At 74.1% G+C, this 22,968-nt stretch carries 18 protein-coding genes and 3 pseudogenes; 11 read left to right on the top strand and 10 right to left on the bottom strand.

What is annotated here, in order from left to right; translation table 11 throughout:
* The 11 genes and pseudogenes from VR45_RS21610 to VR45_RS47100 form a co-directional block, all read left to right on the top strand.
* Positions 1-1,073: hypothetical protein (locus VR45_RS21610; RefSeq protein WP_045941446.1), on the top strand; the 1,073-nt coding region annotated here is incomplete at its 5' end.
* An 84-nt stretch (positions 1,074-1,157) separates the two neighbouring features.
* On the top strand, positions 1,158-2,384 hold the full coding sequence (locus VR45_RS21605) for a MoxR family ATPase (protein WP_045941445.1): 1,227 nt from the start codon (positions 1,158-1,160) through the stop codon (positions 2,382-2,384).
* A 41-nt stretch (positions 2,385-2,425) separates the two neighbouring features.
* Positions 2,426-3,673, top strand: coding sequence for a VWA-like domain-containing protein (locus VR45_RS21600; RefSeq protein WP_045941444.1), 1,248 nt, complete (start codon positions 2,426-2,428; stop codon positions 3,671-3,673).
* A gap of 137 nt (positions 3,674-3,810) precedes the next feature.
* Positions 3,811-5,178 carry a M14 family metallopeptidase gene (locus VR45_RS21595; RefSeq protein WP_045941443.1) on the top strand — a complete coding sequence of 456 codons (1,368 nt, stop codon included), beginning with the start codon at positions 3,811-3,813 and terminating at the stop codon, positions 5,176-5,178.
* 290 nt (positions 5,179-5,468) lie between these two features.
* Positions 5,469-5,927 carry a hypothetical protein gene (locus VR45_RS45785; RefSeq protein WP_045941442.1) on the top strand — a complete coding sequence of 153 codons (459 nt, stop codon included), beginning with the start codon at positions 5,469-5,471 and terminating at the stop codon, positions 5,925-5,927.
* Positions 5,928-6,030: 103 nt separating this feature from the next.
* A pseudogene (locus tag VR45_RS21585) lies at positions 6,031-6,959 on the top strand (NAD-dependent epimerase/dehydratase family protein).
* A gap of 142 nt (positions 6,960-7,101) precedes the next feature.
* Complete coding sequence (locus tag VR45_RS21580; RefSeq protein ID WP_234326067.1) at positions 7,102-7,542, top strand: SseB family protein; 441 nt, start codon at positions 7,102-7,104, stop codon at positions 7,540-7,542.
* Positions 7,509-8,063, top strand: coding sequence for a hypothetical protein (locus VR45_RS45780; RefSeq protein ID WP_045941441.1), 555 nt, complete (start codon positions 7,509-7,511; stop codon positions 8,061-8,063). Before VR45_RS21580 ends, VR45_RS45780 begins: the two co-directional genes overlap by 34 nt.
* Positions 8,063-8,839: pseudogene (locus VR45_RS50620) on the top strand (putative T7SS-secreted protein); the annotation flags it as partial. The gene VR45_RS45780 and the pseudogene VR45_RS50620, both read left to right, overlap by 1 nt.
* A gap of 725 nt (positions 8,840-9,564) precedes the next feature.
* Positions 9,565-10,179, top strand: a complete 615-nt coding sequence (locus tag VR45_RS50615; RefSeq protein ID WP_052709260.1) for an ADP-ribosyltransferase — start codon at positions 9,565-9,567, stop codon at positions 10,177-10,179.
* Between the two features lie 17 nt (positions 10,180-10,196).
* On the top strand, positions 10,197-10,640 hold the full coding sequence (locus VR45_RS47100; RefSeq protein WP_159394298.1) for a hypothetical protein: 444 nt from the start codon (positions 10,197-10,199) through the stop codon (positions 10,638-10,640).
* Here the strand turns inward: VR45_RS47100 and VR45_RS21565 are convergent.
* From VR45_RS21565 to VR45_RS21520, 10 genes and pseudogenes are all read right to left on the bottom strand, one after another.
* Entirely contained in the window at positions 10,611-11,951 is a 1,341-nt protein-coding gene (locus VR45_RS21565) for a hypothetical protein (RefSeq protein ID WP_045941440.1), read from the bottom strand. The two genes, VR45_RS47100 and VR45_RS21565, sit on opposite strands and share 30 nt — an antisense overlap.
* A 312-nt stretch (positions 11,952-12,263) precedes the next feature.
* Positions 12,264-13,163, bottom strand: a complete 900-nt coding sequence (locus tag VR45_RS21560; RefSeq protein ID WP_045941450.1) for a Gfo/Idh/MocA family oxidoreductase — start codon at positions 13,161-13,163, stop codon at positions 12,264-12,266.
* Positions 13,164-13,298: 135 nt separating this feature from the next.
* Positions 13,299-14,480 (bottom strand): MFS transporter, encoded by a 1,182-nt coding sequence (locus VR45_RS21555; protein ID WP_045941439.1) that lies wholly within the window; start codon positions 14,478-14,480, stop codon positions 13,299-13,301.
* Positions 14,481-14,601: 121 nt separating this feature from the next.
* Positions 14,602-15,546, bottom strand: coding sequence for a hypothetical protein (locus tag VR45_RS21550; protein WP_052709258.1), 945 nt, complete (start codon positions 15,544-15,546; stop codon positions 14,602-14,604).
* Positions 15,501-16,235, bottom strand: coding sequence for a GAF domain-containing protein (locus tag VR45_RS21545; RefSeq protein WP_234326065.1), 735 nt, complete (start codon positions 16,233-16,235; stop codon positions 15,501-15,503). The genes VR45_RS21550 and VR45_RS21545 overlap by 46 nt, the downstream gene beginning before the upstream one ends.
* Positions 16,225-17,037, bottom strand: a complete 813-nt coding sequence (locus tag VR45_RS50610) for a S8 family serine peptidase (RefSeq protein ID WP_353612711.1) — start codon at positions 17,035-17,037, stop codon at positions 16,225-16,227. The genes VR45_RS21545 and VR45_RS50610 overlap by 11 nt, the downstream gene beginning before the upstream one ends.
* Positions 17,038-17,734: 697 nt before the next feature.
* The gene (locus VR45_RS50605; protein WP_353612710.1) at positions 17,735-19,924 is read right to left on the bottom strand and encodes an AAA family ATPase; all 2,190 of its coding nucleotides are present in this window, start codon (positions 19,922-19,924) and stop codon (positions 17,735-17,737) included.
* Positions 19,919-20,320: pseudogene (locus tag VR45_RS50600) on the bottom strand (adenylate/guanylate cyclase domain-containing protein); the annotation flags it as partial. The pseudogene VR45_RS50600 and the gene VR45_RS50605, both read right to left, overlap by 6 nt.
* Positions 20,214-21,911, bottom strand: coding sequence for an MFS transporter (locus tag VR45_RS21525; protein WP_353612709.1), 1,698 nt, complete (start codon positions 21,909-21,911; stop codon positions 20,214-20,216). The pseudogene VR45_RS50600 and the gene VR45_RS21525, both read right to left, overlap by 107 nt.
* Positions 21,912-22,000: 89 nt before the next feature.
* The coding region (locus VR45_RS21520) for a hypothetical protein (protein WP_045941436.1) at positions 22,001-22,968 on the bottom strand (968 nt) is incomplete at its 5' end.

Below are 22,968 nucleotides of genomic sequence, written 5' to 3'. Positions count from 1 at the left end.
ACCTGCTGCGCTGGCACCTGCCGAGGGTCGCGCCCGTCGGGCTGCTGCGGCCCGGGCTGACCCTCTCGCTCGCCAGATACGGCGCGGTGCACCTGGTGGTGCGCACGCCGCCGGACCGGGCGAGCGGCGGGCAACGGTTCAGCCTCGCCCTCCAGGACGGGACCGCACCCCGCCGGCCCGCCCACGGGCGCGCACCGGAGCATCCGGCCGACGCGTCGCACCCGCATCCGCACCCCAGCCCGCGGTTCCGGCTGGACCTGCACCGGCACCTCTGGGACGCCGGCCGGAGCGGCGAACTGCCGCTCCGCTCCGGGGGCCCAGAGCGGTGGGCGGCCGAGGCCCGGATCCTGCTCCGCGCCGAGGGCCGACCCGACGGCGAAGGGGCCGTGCGGGTGAGGCTCGGGGCGCGCGAACTGGTGGTGGGGACGGGCACCGGCGGGTCGGCAATGCGCGCGGGCGCGTTGCCGGTGCTGCCCGACGCGGCGACCCTGGTGCCTCCCGATCTGGAGCTGCTCCGGGCCGGGCTGATCGGGCCCGGACAGCTGCACCCGCTGGTGGCGGCGGCCCTCGCCCCCGCGGCCCCGGCACCGGGTGCCTCGACACCGTCCGGCCCCGGCGGCCCGTCGCCCGGCCGACCGCGCGTCGTGCAGTGCCGCGGCAGCCTCCACCGGATCGGCCTGGTCGACGGGGTGCTCACCGCGCTCGACCACCCACCCGACGAAGTCCGCCGCGAAGAGCTGCTGAGGGAACTCACCGGCACCCCGCTCCCCTGCCTGCAGACCATCGACGACGCCCACCGACGCCCGGAGAGCCTCGCCGACGTCCGCGCGCGCCTCGACCACGGCGCCACCGCCGGCGCGCTGGCCGCCGTCGAGGACCTGCTCGGCCCGGACGCCACGCTGCGCACCGGCCCACTGCGGGACGCGCTGACGGAGGCCGCCGAACGGCGGGTCGCCCACGGCCTGTTCCGGGCCGGCCTCACCGATCCGGGGCCGCGCCGGAGCACCGACGTCCGGCCCCGGCCGCGGCCGCAGGAGCGCCGTGCCCACCCGCGGCACGCCAACGGCCGCTGACACCACCCTCGTTCGACCTGCCCGGCTCCCCGCCTCTTTCGACCTGCCCGGCTCCCCGCTCGTCTCCCGAAAGGACGACACCGCATGCCCCTTGCTGCCCCGATACCCCAAGTCGACGTCGCCGCAGACCTCCTGGCACTGCTCTCCGCCACCACCACCGAACCGCGCCCCGACGACCGGCTGGCGGCCCTGACCCTCGCCGTGGCCGCCGACCTGCCGGTGCTGCTGTGGGGCGAACCGGGGATCGGCAAGACCGCCGCACTCACCCAACTCGCCGACACCCTGGCCCTCCCGCTCACCACCGTCATCGCGAGCGTGCACGAGCCCTCCGACTTCGCGGGGCTGCCCGTGCTCGGCGACGACCCGGCCGTGCAGGGCGTCCCGATGGCCCCGCCGGACTGGGCGGTCCGACTGGTCCGGTCCGGCCGGGGCCTGCTGTTCCTGGACGAACTCTCCACCGCGCCGCCCGCCGTCCAGGCCGCGCTGCTGCGGCTGGTGCTCGAACGCCGGATCGGCGCGCTCCGACTCCCGCCCGGGGTCAGGATCGTGGCGGCCGCCAACCCCCGCTCCTCGGCGGCCGACGGCTGGGAGCTGAGCCCGCCGCTGGCCAACCGGTTCGTCCACCTCCCGTGGGAGCACGACCACGAGGTGGTGGTGCGCGGCCTCGGCGGCACGTGGCCGCGCGCCGTCCTGCCGGAACTCGACCCGGCGCGGCTGCCGGAGGCGGTGGCCCTCGCCCGCCGCGCGGTGTGCGAACTGCTCGCCGCGCGCCCGGCGCTCGTCCACCGGCTGCCCGGCAACGACGCCCGGCGGGGCGGGGCCTGGCCGTCGCCCCGGAGCTGGGAGATGACGGTCCGGCTGATCGCCTTCGCCACCGCCGCCGGGGCCTCCCGCGAGGTGCTGGCGCTGCTGGTCCGGGGCACGGTCGGGGACGGGCCCGGCCTGGAGCTGATGGCGGCGATGGACCGGATGGACCTGCCCGACCCGGAGGCGCTGCTCGCCGACCCGGCCGCCGCCGTCCTGCCGGAACGCGGGGACCTCCGGCAGGCCACGCTGGAGGGTGTGGTGGACGCCGTCCGGCGCCGCCCGGACCGGGCGCGCTGGGACGCGGCGTGGGCGCTGCTGGCGCGGGCGGTGGAGAGCGGGGCCCCGGACGTCGCGGTCGTCCCGGCGACCGCGCTCGCCGCGCTGCGGCAGGCGGACTGGGAGGTGCCGGCCACGATCGACCGTCTCGCCGGGGCGGTCGCGCTGTCCCGGCGGGCGGACCGCGCGGTGGCGCGGGCCGCGGCGGCGGACGGGGCCCGCCGGTGACCGCGCCGTCCGCGCCGTCCGCGCTTCCGGCAACGACGCCGGTGCCGCGGGTCGGCCGGCTCGACGTCGACAAGCTGTACGCCGCCCGGCTGCACGCGGTCCGCGTCCGCCCCTACCTGGCCACGGCGCTGTTCGCCCTGCACGTCGTCGAGTCGCGCGACGTCCCGACGATGGCCGTGGACGAGCACTGGCGCTGCTACGTCTCGCCCTCGTTCGTCGCCCTCATGCCGGTGGAGGAGCTGGCGGGCGTCTGGGTGCACGAGGTGTCGCACCTGCTGCGCGACCACCACGGACGCGGCGACCGGGTCGCCCGCGAGCGCGGCCTGCACAGCGTCGCCGACCGGCTGCGGATGAACATCGCCGCGGACTGCGAGATCAACGACGACATCTACGGCGAGGGGCTCGTCCGGCCGGCGGGCGCGGTGCTGCCCGAGGACCTGGAACTGTCCGACGGCCAGCTGATGGAGGACTACCTCCGGCGGTTCGGACTCGGGCCGCTGACCGAGCAGTTCGCCTGGCTGGACTGCGGAAGCGGCGCCGACGGCCTGGTCCGCGGCTGGGACCTCGGGCCGGAGGGCGCGCACGGGCTCGGCCCGCAGGAGCGGGACGCGGTGCGGTTCCGGGTCGCGCAGGGGATCCTCGGCCGGCCGGGCGACGCTCCGGCCGGGTGGCGGCGGTGGGCCGAGAAGGCGTTCCATCCGCCGCAGCAGTGGCGGGAGTTGCTGGGTGCGGCGGTGCGCTCGGCGGTTGCGGGCTCCGGCTCGGGCGGCGACTACTCGTACGGCCGCCCGGCCCGCCGGTCGGCCGCGCTGCCCGGCGCGGTGCTGCCCTCCCTGCGGCGGCGCCCGCCCCGGGTGACCGTGGTCGTCGACACCTCCGGCTCGGTCAGCGACGCCGAGTTGGGCAGCGCGCTGCTGGAGGTCGCGGAGATCTCCCGGGCCGTGGGCGGCCGTCGCGACCTGGTCACCGTGGTGTCCTGCGACGCGGCCGCGCAGACCGCGCAGCGGCTCTGCCGGGACGAGGACATCCCTCTGGTGGGCGGCGGTGGGACGGACCTCCGGCAGGGGTTCGCCACCGCCCTGCGGACCTGGCCCCGGCCGGACGTCGTCGTGGTGCTGACGGACGGTCAGACGCCGTGGCCGGTCGCGCAGCCGTCCTGCCGGACGGTGGTGGGCCTGTTCGGCCGGCCCCGCCGGTGGAACGAGGACGGTACCGAATACCGGCGGCCGGAGCCGCCCGGCTGGGCCCGGGTGGTGACGCTCGGATCGTCGGCGGGCGACCCCTCCTGACCGGCCGCGGGCCCCCTTCCGGGCCTTTTGTTCCCCCAACTCCTTGACGAAAGCATGACATTGACGCACCATCAACCTCGCGGCGCCGCATCTCCTCCAATGTTCCGTCCCTACGGACCCCCCACAGGAGGACAGTCATGCGACTGCCCCGCCGAGGGAAGCCCGCCACGGCCACCGCCGTCCTGCTGGCGCTCGCCCTCGCCACCCCGCTCAGCATCCAGGCCGTCACCCCGGCCGCCGCCGTCCAGCCGGACTCCGTCGCCTCGGCCGGCGACGCCGACACCGCCCGGCAGTACCGCCTCGACGGCCCGCGCACCGTCGCCGAACGCACCGCCGTCGCCGCCACCGGAGCCTCGGTCGATGCCGTCAGGGCCGACTCGGTGACGGTCACGGCCACCCCCGCCGAGGCCGCCCGGCTGCGGGCGCTCGGCTGGTCCCCCGTCCCGCTGCCGGGCCCCCGGTACGGCGACGGGCCGGCCGGACAGGCCGAGGCCGGCGCCGCGCTGTACGACTTCCCGTCCGCCGACTCCGGCTACCACAACTACGCGGAGGCCGCCGCCGACATCGACGCCGTCGTGGCCACGCACCCCGGCATCATGAGCAAGCGGGTCATCGGCACCTCGTACGAGGGCCGGCCGATCGTCGCCGTCAAGATCAGCGACAACGTCGGCACCGACGAGAACGAGCCCGAGGTGCTCTTCACCGCCCACCAGCACGCCCGCGAGCACCTCACCGTCGAGATGTCGCTCTACCTGCTGCACGAACTCGGCGACAAGTACGCCACGGACAGCCGGATCGCCAACGTCGTCGACAACCGGGAGATCTGGGTGGTCCCGGACCTCAATCCGGACGGCGGCGAGTACGACATCGCCACCGGCCGCTACCGCAGTTGGCGCAAGGACCGGCAGCCGAACACCGGCAGCAGCAACGTCGGCACCGACCTCAACCGCAACTGGAACTACAAGTGGGGCTGCTGCGGCGGCTCCTCCGGCTCCACCTCCAGCGAGACCTACCGGGGCAGCGCGCCGGAGTCCGCCAAGGAGGCCAAGGTGGTCGCCGACTTCGTCCGCACCCGGGTGGTCGGCGGCAAGCAGCAGATCACCGCGGCGATCGACTTCCACACCTACAGCGAGCTGGTGCTCTGGCCGTTCGGCTGGACCACCGCCAACACCACCACCGGCATGACCGCCGACGAGTACAACACCTTCGCCACCCTCGGCCGCTCGATGGCCTCCACCAACGGCTACACGCCGGAGCAGTCGAGCGACCTCTACATCACCGACGGCTCGATCGACGACTGGCTGTGGGGCACCCAGCGGGTGTTCGCCTACACCTTCGAGATGTACCCCGGGCCGAACGGCAGCAGCGGTTTCTACCCGCCGGACGAGGTGATCGGGCGCGAGACCAGCCGCAACCGGGAGGCGGTGCTGCGGCTGCTGGAGACCGCCGACTGCGTCTACCGGGCCATCGGCAAGCAGCAGCAGTACTGCGGGATCGCCAACTGAAGCACCGATAGGGCTGGTTGACCACCGCAGGCCCGGTCGGCGCTCCCCGGGGAGCGCCGGCCGGGCCTTCCACTCCCCTCTCCCACTCCCCACTTGTCGCCCGCGAACCGGTGCATGCCACTCCGTTCCGGCCAAACCCGGGCACCCACCGGTCAGAACCGGCCCGCACCGACCCGAGTACGGACGGACCGCCATTCGGAATGCAAAGATCCCCCCAAGGAATGTGACATGTCACAGTGTGCACGTCGGGCTCCGCTGCCGGCGTGCCGCACGAGGGAGGGAACCGCTCCATGAACCGCCTCACCACCGCCGCCCTGGCGGGTGCCGCCGGCCTCGCCGCGCTGACCGTCGGCCTGGCCCCCACCGCGACCGCCGCCACCACCGCTCCCGCCGGGCCCGCCGGGCCGACCGGCACCGTCACCTGCGGGACCCCGGGCGCGCCCGGCTTCCTGCGCACCCGCGCCTGTATCGAGGTCAGCGGCACCCACGTCCGCCTCTACGGCCAGGTCGCCACCACCGACCCGGCCTGGGTCGCCCAGAACGTCGGCTTCACCATCTACGGCTCCACCCCCGCGCTGCCGCCGCAGCCGCCCCTCAACCTGACCGCGCTGGTCCCGGCCGGCGGCGCCACCGTCGGCGACCTGCTGCTCACCGTGCCCTGCGGCAACACGGTGACCAACAACTTCAGCGTGAACAACGGCGGTTGGCCGCCCTCGACGGCGACGGTCACGGCCTTCGTGCCCTGCTGACGTCCCGTCCGGTCCCACCCGCGCGGCCCGGCCCGGTTCAGGGCCGGGCCGCGCGCCCACCCCGACCGCGTTCCCCCTGGTCCGTCACCTCTATGGTGTGACGGTGAGTCTTCATGTGATCGTCGGACACGGACCGGCCGGAGCGGCCACGGCACGACTGCTGGCCGAACAGGGCCACACGGTACGGGTGGTCACCCGGTCCGGGCGACCGGCCGAGCCCGGCATCGAGCACCTCGCCCTGGACGCCACCGACAGCGCGCGGCTGACCGAGGCCGCACGCGGCGCGGCCGCGATCCACAGCTGCGCCGCACCGCCGCTCCCCCGCTGGACGGCCGACTGGCCGCCCCTGCACGCCTCGCTCCTCGGCACCGCCGAGGCGACCGGCGCCGTCCTCGTCATGCTCGGCAACCTCTACGGCTACGGCCCCGTGGACGGCCCCCTCACCGAGGACCTCCCGCTCGCCGCACCCGGCCCCAAGGGCCGCCTCCGGGCCTCGCTCTGGGAGCAGGCCCGCGCCCTCCACGAGGCGGGCCGCATCCGCGCCGTCGAGGTCCGCGCCTCCGACTTCTTCGGCCCCGGCGTGACCGACGGCGGCCACCTGGCCGGCCGCGTCGTCCCCCGCCTGCTGGCCGGCAAGCCGGTCAGCGTCCTCGGCGACCCCGACGCCCCGCACAGCTGGACCTACCTCCCGGACGTGGCCCGCTCCCTGGCCGAGGCCGCCACCGACGAACGCGCCTGGGGCCGCGCCTGGCACGCCCCGACCGCCCCCGCCGTCCCGATCCGCCGCATGGCCTCGCCACCGAGGCCGGCGTCGCCCCCGTCCCCGTCCGCCGGCTGAACCCCGCCGTCTTCGCCCTCGCCGCCCTGGTCACCCCCCTCCTGCGCGAACTCCGCGAGACCCGCTACCAGTTCGACCGCCCGTTCACGGTCGACTCCACCGCCTGGGAAGCCGCCTTCACCACCCGCCCCACCCCGCTCGACACCCAGCTCCGCACCACCCTCACCTGGTGGCGCGCCCGCCTGTCTGCCTGACCCGTTCCGCCCGTCCCTTCCGAAGGGCGGGCGGAACGGCACCATCCGGAACCCTGGGCCCGGAAGACTCCCCATAACCTCACCCTGCGTGCATCCCTCGGTCGGCTATCGTGATCGCAGTCGTGTTCTCGGAGGGGGAGCCGTGACGAACGCCGGGCTCGTGCATCAGGTGCGGATGCTCCGCGCGGGCGCGGGCGATCCGTCGGTGATGCTCGCTCAGTTCCGCCTGAGTGCGGTCCTTTTGCCGCGATGGGGTGCCACGGCGGTCCGGACCGCCGATGTGGGCGGCCTGCGCTGGATCCTCGCCTTCAGCTCGGAGTCCCAACTGGCCCTGTTCGCCGAGTCGAGGGGCCTGTCTGCCGACGGGCTTCCCTACCTGACAGTGCTCGGCGCCCGGCTGCTGGACGTGGCAGTGCCACAGCTGGGAGTGCCGGGCGGGATCGCCTTGAACATCGCGGGCACCGAGCCCATGCTCTTCCCTCCCGTACGCGGCATCGTTCCGAATGCGGCGGCCCTGGACGGGGCCGACGACGACAACGAGGGGGACCGATGGCCGGGTTCGGGGTTGACCCGCAGTCGCTGAAACTCGCGGAGGAGGGCATCAACGCGGCGATCGCCGAGTTACAGGGGCTGGGGATCGCCGGTCTGGCCGAGTCGGGCCGAGGCTTCTCCGAGCTGGAACTCAGCGGAGTGGAGGCCGGCCACCCCGACCTCCACTCCGTGTTCACAGGGTTCTGCGAACGCTGGTCCTGGGGCGTGCGGTCACTGGTCCAGGAGGGCTCCGAACTCGCCCTCAAACTGGGGCTTTCCGCCGGCTTCTACCACGAGCAGGAACGCTATGCGCACGGCCTGCTGAAGGGCGTCGTCGCCGCGGGCATCGGCGACCCGCACCAGACCGAGGATCAGGTCGAGGGGAAGTCCTGGGACCAGATCTGGGGCGACAACCAGTACAGCCAGCTGACGAATCCGGACTTCTCTCCACAGTCCGCCGAAAAGGCCCTCGACGGGATCGGCAAGACCTGGAAGGACATCGCCAAGGAGAAGCTGGAGGGGCCGTTCGGGATCAACAAGGCAGTGGCCGAGGGCTCGGCAGGTACGCACTGATGGGCCTGCACTTCAGCATCACCGACATGGTGAAGGCGGCGGACAACTTCGTCGACGCCAACCTCAAGGCCGGCGCGAAAGCCGTCCAGAAAGGCTCCCACGTCGTCGGGGGCGCACTCAACGGCGTCGGGCTGCACGGAGCCGCGCAGAGCGTGAACGGCTGGGGCGACGGTGTCGCCGACGAGGCCGGGCTGAAGGTCGGCGAGCGGGGCCTGGACGAGACCGACGATCCGAAGGAGCTCGTGCACGGCGATGCCAAGAAGATCAACGAGAGCGCCGCGCACCTGAGGAAGTTCCACGACGCCTTCGAGAAGACCGGCACCGGCCTCGCCCGGCTCGACCACGAACACTGGACCGGCGCCGCGGCGGAGGCCTTCCAGAAGGCCTTCAACCCTCAGCCCAAGCAGTGGCTGGCCGCCGCCGACGCCTGTGGCAAAGCCGCGGCCGCGCTGGAGGCCTACGCCCACACCGTCGTCTGGGCACAGGGCGAGGCGGCCGAGGCCTCCCGTCTGTGGAAGGCCGCGAAGAAAAAGTACGACTCCGCGGTGAAGGCGACCCTCCAGGCAGCCCTGACCTACGACCTTCAGGTCAAGGCCTACAACGCCACGCCGGCCGACCAGCGCCCCACCAGCCCGCCCGCCAAACCGGGCGAGTTCACGAACCCGGCCGAGGCCGACTTCCACCGGGCCGAGGAGAAGCTGGACGCCGCACGCACCCAACGCGACTCGGCGGCACGGACTGCGGCCGCAGCGATCTCGACCGCCACCCGGTCAGCGCCTCCCCGGCCGAGCGACATGGAGATCCTCAAGGCAAACATCAAGGACGGGCTGACCGCCGCCCCGGTCTCGGTGTTCCACTTCGGCGGCGGTGTGGTCAAGAGCGGAACCGATCTCATCAAGCTCGGCCGCTCCTTGAACTTCCTCGATCCCTACAACCTCTCCCACCCGGCCCAGTACCTCCAAGGTCTGTCCACCACGACCGCAGGCCTGATCCAGGCCGGCGACCACCCGGCCGACCTCGTCACCGGCCTGGTCGGCAGCGGCTGGGGCAGCGACCCCTCCGAGGCGACCGGCCGCCTCGGAGGCAACCTCCTCCTCGGCGGCGGCACCGGCGGCGGGGCGGCGGGGGCACGGCCGCGACCCTCGCCGAGCGCGAGGCCGCGGCCGCTGCCAGGAGCGCGGCCGAAAAGGCGGCCCGGGACGCGGCACAGAAGGCGGCGAAGGAAGCCGCCGAGAAGGCGGCCGGACCGGCAGCTCCGAAGCTGCCTCTGCCCACCGGCCTCAACGGCCTCCCGGAGGGCTGGAGTATCAAACCCCCACCACCTCCCGGAGCCGCCGGCACGGGCATCCCGGGCACCGTCAGTCTCCCGTCGCAGAAGGTCCCCCATCCTCATCTCCCGACTTCGCCGCCCCAGCCGCAGCCGGTCCCACCGGCAGCAGGACCCCCGCAGCCGCTCGTCAGGCCCGAAACACCCCCGCTGTCGGCCACCGACTTCGACAAGTTGGGGCCGGCCGAGAAGGCACAGGTTGCCGATGCGGAGATCGCGAAGAACGCCAAGACGTTCGACAGCGATGCGCAAGCCTCGAAATACGGTGCCGACTACTGGAACGACTACGCCACTCACCTCCCGGAGGCGCAGCGGAAGGCGCTCTACGACTACACCTGCGAACCGACGGCCACCGATGGACCGACCTACCGGGAGCTGAACGGCTACCTTCGCTCCGGCAATGGTGGGAGCCCCGAGGTCCTGCAGCGCATCACCGAGATCGACGAGGCCCTCGCCGGTCACCCCATTCCTGAGGACGTCATGGTCAGTCGCGGAACGGATCTCTACCACGTCCCCATGCAGCCCTCGCAGATGGTGGGAAAAACGTTCACGGAGAGCTCGTACACATCGAGCTCTCTCGGCGGACCTGCGGAGGCATTTGCCGACAAACAGGCAGTACTCCATCTCCGCGTGCCGGAGGGAACACCTGCGATCTGGGTCGAGAAAATCTCTTACTACGGGGAGAGCGAAAGGGAGTTGCTCCTGACTCGGGGTCTGAAGTGGCGCGCGGACCGCGTGTTCAGGGACGATAATGGGCAGTGGCAGATCTACGGGGAACTCGTCCCCTGAAGAGAGAGGATCGATTGATGGAGAGCGGTCAGGAAAATCCACGCCTTCGGGAAGACATGCAGCTCAAGCTCGTCGAAGGCGGTCCGGTCGACTATGCCTACCGAACCGACAAGCCCGTCGAGTTCGTGACGGTGGCGAACGAAGCCAGTGGAGTCCTCGGCTACATCTGGGCATCCGACGAGGACGACGCTGCGGGATGGGTCGAGCGACCCGCCGTCCTGGTTGAGGCATCGAACAGCGGCAGTTACTGGCTGCGGAAGCTGCGCGAAGCCAAAGCCCGAAGCCTGACCCCGTCACAAGCCCTCGCCGAGCTGGCCGAGGACCGTCCCGGTGGGCGTATCGGAGCCATTGTGCCGGGTTCGCGATCACGGGCGGACACCGTGATCGCCCTTGAGGAGAAAGCCAGGGAGGGCTGGCAGCCACCGGCCCCCTCAACCACTGCGCGACGGGGAAGAAGTTGAACCAGCGTTCGGAGCGACGCGCCGGAGGTCCCGAAGAGGAAGAGTGACGGAGATCGGGCCTACCGGGTTGATACGCAGGTCCAGTTGCTCGAACTCCTCTGCCAGTCGGCGACCTAGCATCTCGACGACAGCCCAGTGCCCGGGGACGTGCCGGCGCCGGGTGCAGGCCTCGACTCCAGGCCTGCCGTTTGCGTCGCTCGTCACCAGTGGCTCGCCGGTCCTGGCGTCGACGCAGATCACCAACTCCGCTTCCACCAAGGATTCCAGGAGTTCCAACGGACTTCCCTGGCCTTCGGCCAGTCGACCGATTGCGGTCTCGACCGCAGTCCAGTGGGCCGATTCCGGCGCCGCACGCCCGAACGCCTCCGCCCACGCCGGGCGCCGAAGGTTTGCGAGAAACAGTCGGCTCCTGACCGTCGGGTCGGGTTCGTCGACCAAGTCGGGACCGGCGAGCGTCCAGGCAGCGGAGACTTCGGTGTCCGGATGGTCCGCGAGGACAGCCGTGACAGCCACCGGGTCGGCGTGCGTCAGCAACCCGAAGTCGTCGAGCACCTCCTCGGCCAGACCGGCAGCAGCGGCCTGACGCAGGACCAGACCGAGTTCGGCGGACGTCGCGCGGGTCCAGTCGGGTGATCGGTCGGGCCGACGGGGGACGGTGCCGGCCAAGGCGCGTGCGAGCCAGGCGCGGTCGACGGAGGTGGTGGCTGCCACGACCGTGTCACGCAAGGGGCCTTCCGGCAGCCACCACGTCCCGTCCTCGGCCGGGTCCGGGGGCAGGACCCGGGCTGCGGCGACGGCGGCCTCGGCCCCCGCGGCGGCCGACCACTGGGCCAGGGTGAGGGGTTGGACGGCGCCCGCGAGCACGCCGAGTGCATGCCGCACGCCGTCGTCCGCCCCGGCCCACCAGGCGGCGGGAACTCCGGCCCGCCGACCGTCCGGTCCTGCGGCCGTCACGGTGGCCGCGAGCAGGGCCGAGCCCGGGCTGGGCCAGACGTCCTCGGTGTCGAACGGTGAGGCACCACGCCGTTGCGCGTACCAGACGGAGAAGGCATCGGGGTCGGTCCATCCGGGGTCCGCCAGGTCCAGAACCGCCGCTCCGTGGAACAGACTTCCCGTCCTCTCGTCGCCTTCGACGATCATGCGCAGGTTCGGCACCGTCAGGAGCTGGGCCAGGACACCGGCACCGACGGCACCAGGGTCGGTCGATCGGTCGAGATCCCGGAGGAACAGCAGGACCGGGCGGCCGGCGGCGCTCAGCACCTCGGCGAGCTCCGGCGCCGTGCGTGCGGACACCCCCAGTCGGGCGGCCACCCGCCAGACCAGTGTGTCCGCCGTTGTCCCCGCCAGTGAGAACGCGACGTCCGGACGTCGCCCAGGCGGCCCGCCGGGACGGGTGCAGGCACTCGTCAGCCACCTCACCAAGTGCGACTTGCCCATGCCCGGCGGACCGGAGACCACAGCCGACCGAGGCGCGGCCGGGTCGTCCAGCAGTCTCAGCAACGCCAGGCCGGCCGGCTTCCGTCCGGCCCGGAGCGGTGGCAGACGACGCCCGGCTTCACTCACGGTTCCCCCGTTCCGTAGCTGCGCGGCCCCAAGGATCCTATGCGCGCCGCGCGGGCCGCGTCAGAGGGCCTCGATGCGCTCGACGATCAGTTCGCAGAGTTCGTGGGTGCGCAGCGCGTCGTGGGCGTCCAGGGCCTTGCCGGTGCGGACGGCGTCGAGGAAGGTGAGGACGGCCTGTTCGATGCCGCGCTGGCGGGCGACGGGGACCCAGTCGCCGCGGCGGCGGACGGTGGGCTGGCCGCGGTGGTCGACGACGTCGGCGAGGTTGTGGACCTCGCGCTTGGAGTCGCCGCCGGAGACTTCGAGGATCTCCTCGGTGGAGCCGGACATCCGGTTCATGATGCCGAGCGCGGTGAAGCCCTCGCCGGCGAGGGTGAGGACCACGTGCTCGACCAGGCCCTCGCGGACCCGGGCGCGGACGTCGACGTGCTCGATGTCGCCGGGGACGAGGAAGCGCAGCGTGTCGACGACGTGGATGAAGTCGTCGTAGACCAGCGGGCGCGCCGCCTCGGGCAGGCCCTCGCGGTTCTTCCGCAGCAGGATCAGGTCGCGCGGGCGTTCCTTCGCCTGCACATTGGCCGGCGCGAACCGCCGGTTGAAACCGACCATCAGGGAGCGGCCGGTGCGGTCCGCCAGCTCCACCAGGCGGCGGGAGCCGTCGAGGGTGTAGTCGAGCGGCTTGTCGACGTAGACGTCGACGCCCGCCGTCAGCAGCTGCTCCACGATCGGGACGTGCTGGTCGGTCGCGGCGTGCACGAAGGCGGCCTTGATCCCGCTGCCGATGAGCTGCCCGAGGTCGGTGAACCGGTTCTCCGCCGGGATCCGGTGGGCGTCGCCGATCCGGTCCAGCTTCGCGCCGTCCCGGGTCATCAGGCGCAGGTCCAGGCCCGGCAGCGCCGTCAGGACCGGCAGGTACGCCTTCTGGGCGATGTCCCCGAGGCCGATCACCCCGACCGGCAGCAGGACGTCGGGCTCGGCGGTCGAACTCATCCGGATCTCCACGGGTGCGCTGGGGCTTCTACCGCCCCCACCCTATGCACCGGCGATTGAGCAGCACGAACCCGGTCCCGGCCGGCACCGGGCGATTTCGCGACGTCAGGCCGGTTGGGAGCGGGCGCGGTGGAGGAGGTAGGCGCCGGAGGCGGCGGCGAGGACGGCCATGCAGGCGGCGAAGACCAGGCCCGCGTCGGCGAGGCCGAGCGGTTCGGCGAGCAGGCCGACCCCGATGACGGGGACAGAGATGCCGAAGTAGGCGACCACGAAGAGCGCGGAGAGGGCGCCGCCCCGGTGTTCGGCGGGGGCGGCGCCGGCGATCTCCCCGACCGCCCCGCGCAGCCCCATGCCCTGCCCGGCACCGCCGACCAGGGCGCTGAGCACCAGCGGGGCGAGGACCGTCCACGCGAGCGAGGCGGCCAGCAGGGCGAGGCCCGCGATCAGCACCAGGCAGCCGAGCGGGATCGCCCGGGCGGTACCCAGCCGGGGCACCAGCAGCTGGCCGAGCGTGGAGGCGAAGAAGGCCGTGAAGACGATCAGGCCGACCACCGCGTGGTTGTGGATCCCCAGGCTCTGCCCCAGGAACGCCGGGGTGACCGAGGTGAAGACGCCCAGCAGGGAGAAGCCCGCGAAGGCGGCGATCGCCGCCGGCACGAACACCCCGCGGACCTCCGGCGGCAACGACGGGCGCCGCGGCCGGGCGGTGCGCAGCGGACGGGCGCCGTCGACGGTCTCCGGCAGGAACCAGGTGACCGCGAACGACGCGGCCAGCAGGACCAGGTGCACCAGGAACGGCAGGACGAGCGGCTCGGGCGCGTACTCGGCGAGCAGCCCGGACAGCAGCGGGCCGCAGCCGAGGCCGCCCATGTTGGCGGCGGTCGCGACGAAACCGGCCCGGGCCCGGCGGTCGGGCGGGGCGAGTTCCAGCACGTAGGCGGTGGCGGTGCCGGTGAACAGGCCCGCCGACAGGCCGGACAGCAGCCGGCCCAGGCAGAGCAGCGGCAGTCCGCCCTCGGCGAGGAAGGCGACGGCGCTCCCGGCGGCGAGGGCGAGTCCGCAGAGCAGGACGGGTCGGCGGCCGACGCTGTCGGAGACGTTGCCGACGAGCAGCAGCACCCCGATCACCCCGAACGCGTAGACGGCGAACACCACCGTCACCATCAGTTCGGAGAAGCCGATCTCCTCCTGGTACAGCCCGTAGAGCGGGGTGGGCAGGGTGGTGCCCGCCATGCAGACGGCGAAGGCGGCGGCGGCGCCGAGGTAACCGGTCCGACGGTCGGTCATCCGCCCACGGTAGGCGCCGGGACGGGACGGCGGCGGTCCGGTGGCGGCCGGCTGCGCCGAATGGCCGAGGGGTGGTGGGGGCGGCGCTCGGAAAACGGTGGGGTTCAGAGGGCGGCGGGGTTCACAGGGCGGCGCGGTGGAGGGCGGCCAGCATGGCGGCGACGGCCACGGTGACCGGGGTGGTGCGGGTGCGGCGCTCGGCCCAGCGCCAGTCGCCGTCGGGGTTGACCTCCAGGAAGACCGGGGTGCCGGCGCTGAGGAGGAAGTCGAACGCGCCGTAGCGCAGGGACATCGCGGCGGCGAGGGTGCGGGTCGCGGCGGCGACTGCCGGCGGTGGTGACGGCAGGGCGCGGACACCGAGCCGGTCGGGGGCGGTCCAGGGGTCGGCCGGGGCGGTCTTGGTGACTTCGAAGGCGTGCAGTTGCCCGCCGACGAAGTAGACCCGCAGTTCGGCCTCGTGCTCGACGTACTCCTGGACGATCACCGGCGGCCCGGGGCGCGGGCCGCCGGCCAGGTCGGCCCGGTCGAGGACGGTCGGGAAGATCCCGTGCAGCCGGCCCGGGACCGGTTCCACGAAGTGGTGGCCGGCCGCCTTGACGACCACGCGCGGGCTGTCGAACTCGTCGCGCACATGATGCGGATCGGTGGTCAGCACGGCGCGCGGCGCCGCGACCCCGTGCCGGCGGGCGAGGTCCAGTTGGCAGAGCACCCCGGGGCGGTCGGGTCGGACAGCCGTGCCGGAGATCGCCGCCAGCTGCGCGGCCGCCGCCTGCCACGAGTCGCGGAGGAAGGCGCCGCGCGGCGTCCCGGCGGTGTCCGCGACCGGGGAGGCCGGGCCGAGGGCGGTGGGGTCGAAGGCGCCGGGGTCGAAGCTACTGGGGTCGAACGCGGCCGGGTCGAGGGCGGTGGGCGCGAAGTGGCGGATCCAGGTGACGGTGGGGATCAGCTCGCGCCCGTTCAGGCGCACGGTGCGGCCGTCGGGGGCGATCGTCAGGGAGGTGGCGGCGAGTTCCTCGGCGTTCAGGCGGGCGGTGCGGATGCCCGCGCCCGCGAGCAGGTTCCGCACCGGGTCGAGGTCGGTGTCGCAGGCGCGGCTGAGCAGCAGGACGCAGGGGGCCGGACGCGGGCGCGCGTCCAGGGTGCGGGCGGGGTCGTCGAGCTGGGCGAGGAAGGGCGATCCGAGGCGCCGGGGAGGCGGTCGGCGACGCGTTGCAGCACCGCCAGGTCGAAGGCCGCCGCCTTCCCCGGCGCGGGCGCCGCCGCCGGGGCCGGGGCGGCGGAACGGAGCGTCAGGAGGAGTTCCAGCACCGTGGCCATCTCGGTGGCCAGCAGCCCGAGCGAGGCCATGTCGCCGAGGTCGCAGCGCGGCCGGCTGTCGCGGTCCAGCACGGACAGCACCCCGATGCAGTCACCCTCGCAGATCAGCGGGGCGGCCATGATGCTGCTCGGCACATAGCCGGTGGACTCGGCAGCCGTGCGGGCGAACTGCGGGCTGTCCGCCACGTCGTCCACCACCACCGGCTGGCCGGTCATCAGCGCCCAGCCCGCGATACCGGTGCCGGCCGGGAAGCGGCTGCCCAGCAGGTGGTGCTCCCCCTCCCCCGCCACCGCCTCGAAGACGAGGTCGCCGTCGGCCTCGTCCACCAGCAGCACGGAGGCCGCGGCCGCGCCGAACACACTGCGGGCAACCTCCACGATCGACTGGAGCAGTCTGCGTTGCCGCAGCTCGGCACTCTCCAACGGGTCAGTCGACACGCGCACCTCCATCGGGTACGGCTACGTTCTCAGCGGCCAGGTAGAGGACGGACTTGAGCTGGAAGGGGGTGAGCGAGCGGTGCTTGCTGAGAATGAGCGCGCAGATACCCGCGATGTGCGGGGTCGCGAAGCTGTTCCCGGTGCTGAGCAGGTGGCGACCGCCAGGGCCGGCCACCGGCACCCGCACCCCGCGGGCGTAGAACTCCACCGGCGGTGACGGGTTGTAGTAGTAGGTCATCGGGTCGGGGCTGTCGTGGCTGGCGACCGAGATGACCGAGGCGAACGGCCACGGGTAGCTGCGCACCGGCATGTTGTGGGCGGAGGCGACGATGACGCAGCGGCGGAAGTAGGCGGAGTCGGAGAGGTCGCGCAGTGCGTCGCAGAACTCCGCCTTGGTCGTCGACAGGCTCATGTTGATGACGTCGTACCCCTCCTCGATGGCCCAGGTCAGCCCGGCGAGCAGGGCGGCGCCGCTGCCGTGCCGGCCGCCGGACAGGACGCGGACCGAGGTGAGCGCCGCGCCGGGGGCGACGGAGCGGATGACGCTGGCGCAGGCGGTGCCGTGGCCGGCGGTGTCGCCCGGCTCGGTCGGGGTGACGGTGAGGGTGCCGTCCTCGGAGCGCACCACGTCCATGGCGCGGTCGAGGCCGCCGACCAGCGGGTGTTCGGCGTCCACGCCGCTGTCCAGGACGCAGACCCGCACGCCCGAGCCGTCGGCGCCGCCCCAGGCCCAGTCCTGGGTGAGGTGGCCGCCGAGCGGGCTGATGTCGAAGGGTTCCTGGGGCACGACGGAGACCGGCATGCTCCAGGCGGGCACGCCCGGGAAGTGGTCGCGCGGCGGGCGGCGCCAGGGCGGGAGGTGGAGGTCGGTCATCGTCGGCCACCGCCCTCGGCGCCGGGCGGCGCCGGGCGGGGCGGGTGGGGCGGGTGGGTCGCTGAGCCTGTTGGTGTCCGTCGCCCCGGCGGCGAGCCAGGCGCGGACCCGTCCGGCGGGCAGGGTGGCGCCCTTGGCCTCGAACATCCGCAACGCCTCGGTCCCTTCAGCCGTCGCCCGCTCGGCCTGGCCGGCCGCGCGGAGCACGATCGCCAGGTCGAGCAGCGTCTCCCCGACCAGGCAGGGGTCGTCGGAGCCCTCGCTCAGCCGGCGGGCCGCCGTGGCGGCGGCGACCGCCTCGCTGTGGTCGCCCCGGGCGGACGCGAGACGGCCGCGCAGCGCCGTCGCCCCCAGCCGGGCGCGCGGGTTGCCGCCGTCGCGGTCGCTCTCCCTCTGGCCGCCCCGGTCGTCGGGGTGGTCGCCGGGCCGGGTGTCCGGGTGGTCGGCCCGCCGGGTGTCCGGGTGGTCGGCCGGGTCGAGCGCGGCCAGGGCCGCGGCGGCGGCCCCGGTCCGTCCCTGGGCGAACAGCTCGCGGGCGATGGCGACCTCCGTGGTCCGGGTGTCCGGGGCGTGCTCGGCGGCGCGCAGCACACCGAGGCTCTGCCGGTAGCGGGCCTCGGCGACCTCATGGGCGCCGGCCAGCGACTCGACGAAGCCCGCCGCGTCCAGCACGACGGCGTCCGCGAGGTCGGCGTGCACGTCGTGGGAGTAGGTGAGCGCCTCGGCGAGGGTGCGGCGGGCGGCGGCCACGTCCCCGTCGAGCGCCTCCAGGTGGGCGCGGGCGACGAGCACCGGGATCAGCAGCGAGCGGTTGGCGGCGAAGCGTCGGCCGAGCAGGGCGCACAGTTCCAGCGAGGCGGCCACCGGGGTGGGCGTCCACTGGGCCAACTCGCAGACCGCGCAGAGGAGTCGGTCCTCCTCGTAGCTGTCGGCGAGGGCCCGGGCGCGGGCCAGTGCGAGCCGGAAGGAGGTCTCGGCGGAGGCGGTGCGCTCGGCGGCGAGTTCGAGGTGGGCGCGCAGTTGGTGGAGCCGGGACCAGCTGCGGTCGTCGCCCGGGTCGTGCTCCAGCAGCGCGGTGAGGCGGTCCGCGTCGGCGGCGACGGCGGCGGGCGGGGCGAGGCCGAGCCGGAGCGCGACGATCCCGCGCTGGACGGCGAGGGTGGCCGCGGCGCGCGGGTGGCCGGGCAGTGCGGCCTCGGCGGCGTCGAGCGCGGCCCGGCACCGGGCCTCGTCCTGGAGCCAGACCCCGGCGTCGCAGACGTGCAGCGCGAGCGCGATGTGCCGGGGGTCCCCGACCGGCAGCAAAGTGCGGCCGCGTTCGAGGAGTTGGACGGCGGCGGGGAGGTCCTTGCGGGCCAGCGCACGTGTCCCCTCGGCGATCAGGGTCCCGGCCGCCGCTCCGGCGAGCACGGGCAACTTCCGGTCGCCCGGTCGCAGTTGGCGGCGCAGCTGCCAGCTGGCCTCGACGTGGTAGGCGACCGCCATCGGGTCCCTCGGGTGCGCGTGGGAGAACCGGTCGGCGAGGAAGTCGTGCCAGCGTTCCCGCCGGGTCTTCGGGGTGAACTCGTAGGCGGTGTCCCGCAGCAGCGCCTGGGCGAAACGGTAGGTGGCGGCCGGTCCGGGTTCGAAGACCCGGCGGCGGGCCAGCCGGGCGGTCGCCTCGTCGGCGGCGGTCGGCACCACCCCGTCGGCCTCGGCCATCGCCCGCAGCTGCCCGCGGCTGAACTCGCGCCCGACGACGGCGGCGAGTTCCAGCAGTCCGCGCTCGGTGGACGGGAGTTGGTCCAGCCGCGCGCCGAGCAGCGCCTGGACGGTGGGCGGCACATGGGTGCCGGGGGCGGTCTCGGCGAAGACGTCCATGAGCTGTTCGGCGAAGAGCGGGTTGCCGTCGCACAACGCGACCACCCGGCCGGTCAGTTCCCGCTGTTCGTCGACCCGGAGGTCCTGCGGGTGGACGTCGCCGCGCAGGGCCAGACCGCCGACCAGGGCGGCGGTCTGCTCCTCGCTCATCGGCCCGAGGTCGACGGTGGTCGCGCACGGCTTGCCGCTGCCCCAGTCGGCGCGCTGGTCGAGCAGTTCGGGGCGGGCCACGCAGAGCAGCAGGACGGGGACGCCGCGCAGCCAGGTGGCGATCTCGTCGACGAGGTCGAGCAGGGTCGCCTCCGCCCAGTGCAGGTCCTCCCAGACCATGACCACGGGACGGGAGCGGCCGAGCACCTCCAGGAGGTGGCGCACGGCCCAGGCGATGTCCTCGACACCGACCTGTCCGGGGGGCGGGTCGGCGTCGGCGGGGCGGGCCGGGTCGGTGGGATCGGCAGAATGGCTGGGGTCGGTGACGGCGGCGAGGGTGCGGGTGACCAGGCGTCGCGCGCGGCCGTCCGCGCCGTCCGGCGGCCCGGCCGACGCGGCGTCCTCGGCGAAGCCGCACCAGTTCGGGCCGGCCGCCGGGCAACGAGCCGAGCATCTCGGCGAGCGGCCGGTAGGTGATCCCCCGGCCGTAGGCGGAGCAGCGCCCGGCCAGCACCAGCGCGTCACCGTCCGGCAGCCCGGAGAGGAACTCCCGGACCAGGCGCGACTTTCCGATGCCCGGGGCGCCGAGGACAGTGGCGAGGCACACCTCGCGCCGGTCCCGGGCCCGCCGGTAGCCGCGTTCCAGCGCTGCCAGTTCCTCCGTCCGGCCGATGAACGGGGTGACCGGGCCCGGGTCCTCGGCCGTCGCCTCCGGGGCGGTGACCCGCCAGGCCGGCACCGGGCGGGACTTGCCCTTCAGCCGCAGCGGTTCGACCGGCTCGATGCCCACCTGCGCCCGCACCATGGCGGCGGTGTCGGCGCAGATCAGCACCTCGCCGGGAGCGGCGGCGGTCTGCAGCCTGGCGGCCGTGTTGACGGAGTCGCCGACGACCCGGAAGTCGTCCCCCGGGCGGGTGATCACCACGACGTTGCCGGTGCAGATCCCGGCCCGGGCCTCCAACTCGACCCGGTACTCGGCGGCGAGGTCGGCGGTGAGCCCGGCCAGGGCGGCGAGCGCGCCGGTGGCGGCCCGGACGGCGCGCAGTGCGTCGTCCTCGCGGGCGACGGTGGCGCCGAAGGCCGCGAGGATCGCGTCACCGATGAACTTCTCGACGACGCCGCCGTGTTCGGCGATGCAGGCGCCGCAGCTGGCGAAGTAGCGGTCCATCACGCGGCGCAGCGGCTCGGGGTCCAGCCGCTCGGCGAGGGTGGTGGATCCGACGACGTCCAGGAAGAGCATCGACACCTTGCGGCGGGATTCGCGCGGCTCGGCGACGGCCGGGGGCGGAGCGGGGGACGCGGCGGACGCGGTGGTGAGCGGGGTGCCGCAGCCGGCGCAGAACCGGTCCGTCTCGGCGGTGCGGTGTCCGCACGCGGAGCAGCTCACGACCGCTCCTCGGGGGTGGGACCGGTGGGGGCGGCGGGTTCGGCGGGTTCGGTCGGATCCTCGGTGGGCGTCTCCCCCGGTGCTTCCCCGGGTGCTTCCCCGTGCGCCTCGACGGCCAACGCCGGGGCCTCGCGCGCCGGTTCGGCGTCGGGTCCGGCCGCTTCGGGTCCGGCCGCGACAGGTGCGCGTAGACCCCGGCGAGCACGACCACCAGCCCGGACACCGCGAAGATCGTGTCGATCGGGCCGAACCGCAGCCCCGCCACCGAACCCGAGAAGTCCCGCAGCCCGCTGCCCGCCAACCAGCCGGACAGCACCGCCGTCAGCATCGCCGCGAGCCGGGTGACCGGGTAGAACACCGAGATCACCCGGCCCCGGAACTCCTGCGGGGTGGCGGCGAGCAGCAGTGGTGCCATCGCCGTGTTCAGCATGGTGATCGGCACCACGAAGACGAACAGCAGCGTCACGGCCGCCGGGAAGCCGGTCTGCCGCGAGTACAGCACCAGCAGGGCGCCGCTCGCCATCAGGCCGATCCAGGTCGTCCGCCGGGCGCCGATCCACTGCACGACCCGCCCGGCGGCGAGCGCGCCGGCGATCCCGCCGATGCCGAGCGCCATGCCGAGGTAGCCGTACGACTCGGCGGAGACGTGCAGGTTCCGGGTGGCGAAGAAGATGTTCAGGGTGCTCAGGGCGCCCATCCCGAGTTGGCCGATCACCGTGAGCAGCAACAGCGCGACAAGGAACCGGTTGCGGGCGAAGAAGCGCAGGCCCTCGGCGAAGTCCTTGAACAGGCCGGGGCGTTCGGCCTTGCCCGGCCGTTCGGCGCCCTTGCCGGTACTCGGGGCGGCCGGGCCGGTCCGAACCGGGTTCACCGGCCGCAGGTCCGCCGAGCTGATGGCGATGTACGACACCACGTACGAGAGCGCGTTGAACAGCAGCGCCCACTGCAGGCCCACCGCGAACAGAAGCGGTGCGGCGAGCGGCGGGCCGATGATCCAGGCGGTCTGCCCGGTCGCCTGGGCGATGCCGGCCGCCCTGGCCCGGTCGGCCTCGTCCGTCACGAGTTCCGCGATGATCGAGAACCGGGCCGGGGTGAAGAACTGGCTGGCCGCGTTGAGCACCAGCACGATCACATAGATCAGGGCCAGCCAGACGCCCGCCGGCAGCTCCCGGGTCGGCACGAAGGCGACGGCGGTCAGCACGGCGACCAGCCCGCCGCGCAGCACCTCGGTGCCGAGCATGGTGGCGCGCTTGTCCCAGCGGTCGACGAAGACCCCGGCGAAGGGCCCGACGAACATCACGGCCGCGCTGGTCGCCAGGACGACGCCGCTGACCGCCTGCGGGCCCCAGGACTTCCCCTCCGCCAGCACGGTCGCCACCCAGAGGACGAGCGTGGTGCTGAACACCGCGTCCCCGACCGAGGAGACCGCCTGGCCGAACCAGAGCCGGGTGTAGGTGGGGTTGATGAGGGTCGGCCGGAGCCTGCCGAGGGCGGTCACGGGGTGTGCCCCGTTCCGAGCAGCAGTGTCATCAGGGCGGTCACCAGGGTGGTGTGGTACGCCTTGGCGAAGTACTCGGCGGCCGGGTCGGCGGTGCTCGCGCGGGTGGCGGCGGTGCTCGCGCGGGTGGCGGCGGACCGGCCGGGGATCGAGCCGTCCGGGCGCTGGGCGCGGGCCAGGCAGGCGAGGGCGGCCGCGCCCTCGGGCGTGCCCGTCGGGTCCAGGCCCAGGCAGACCTGGGTCATGACGAGTTCGGCGGCGAGGTCCCACCAGTCGTGCCGGACGCAGTGGTCGAGCAGCCGGGCGGTCAGGGCCGCCGCGTCGGCCACCGCGCCGTCGGGCAGTCCGGGGCCGGTGCGGGCGAAGTCGCTGAGGTAGAAGGCGGAGTGGGTGAGGGCGTACGCCTCGGGGACGGTCACCGGCGGCTCGTCGGGACGGGGAGCGGCGGCGTCCTGGGCGATGTCGGCTTCCCGGCTGTCGAGGGCGTCCCGGCGCCGGGCCCGGGCGAGGGCGGTGGCGGGCAGGGTGACGAGGACGTTGCGCCGGGCGAGTTCCGGGTAGGGCTCGATGGCGTGCGCCACCCCGGCCTTGTCCGCGTAGTAGCGCAGTTCGAGCCGCTGGTAGGGCGAGCGCCCGGCCGGGGCGAGGTCGGCGGCGGTGAGCCGGGCGAGGGCGGCCCGGAACGGCGCGTCCGCCGTCCCGGTGGGTGCCAGGGCGGCGCAGGCCAGCCGGTACTGGGTGGCGCCGCGCGGCTCGGCGGTGAGCAGGCGCGGGAAGCCGGGGTGCTGCCAGACGGCGCGGACCCGGACGGTCGCCTCGACCCGGCGCGGGTCGTCACCGGGGTCGAGGCGGGTCCAGCAGTGGGTGAGCAGCGCGAGTTCCAGCGCGGCCTTGGCGGGCCGGTGGGCGCCGCCGGGGTCCGGGCTTCGGGCGGCGCCGTGGGCGGGAGTGAACGGGTCGAAGT

The sequence above is a fragment of the Streptomyces sp. NRRL S-495 genome (assembly GCF_000966955.1).
Classification (GTDB): Bacteria; Actinomycetota; Actinomycetes; order Streptomycetales; family Streptomycetaceae; genus Kitasatospora; species Kitasatospora purpeofusca.
Note: the sequence above shows the minus strand (reverse complement) of the source record. Positions and strands in the feature narration are given on the sequence as shown.

Bases quoted from the DNA above. Each gene is read 5' to 3' on its own strand.
- VR45_RS21605 (WP_045941445.1), top strand. From the start codon at position 1,158: ATGCCCCTTGCTGCCCCGATACCCCAAGTCGACGTCGCCGCAGACCTC.
- VR45_RS21595 (WP_045941443.1), top strand. From the start codon at position 3,811: ATGCGACTGCCCCGCCGAGGGAAGCCCGCCACGGCCACCGCCGTCCTG.
- VR45_RS45785 (WP_045941442.1), top strand. From the start codon at position 5,469: ATGAACCGCCTCACCACCGCCGCCCTGGCGGGTGCCGCCGGCCTCGCC.
- VR45_RS45780 (WP_045941441.1), top strand. From the start codon at position 7,509: ATGGCCGGGTTCGGGGTTGACCCGCAGTCGCTGAAACTCGCGGAGGAG.
- VR45_RS47100 (WP_159394298.1), top strand. From the start codon at position 10,197: ATGGAGAGCGGTCAGGAAAATCCACGCCTTCGGGAAGACATGCAGCTC.
- VR45_RS21555 (WP_045941439.1), bottom strand. From the start codon at position 14,480: ATGACCGACCGTCGGACCGGTTACCTCGGCGCCGCCGCCGCCTTCGCC.
- VR45_RS50610 (WP_353612711.1), bottom strand. From the start codon at position 17,037: ATGCCGGTCTCCGTCGTGCCCCAGGAACCCTTCGACATCAGCCCGCTC.
- VR45_RS50605 (WP_353612710.1), bottom strand. From the start codon at position 19,924: ATGGTGCGGGCGCAGGTGGGCATCGAGCCGGTCGAACCGCTGCGGCTG.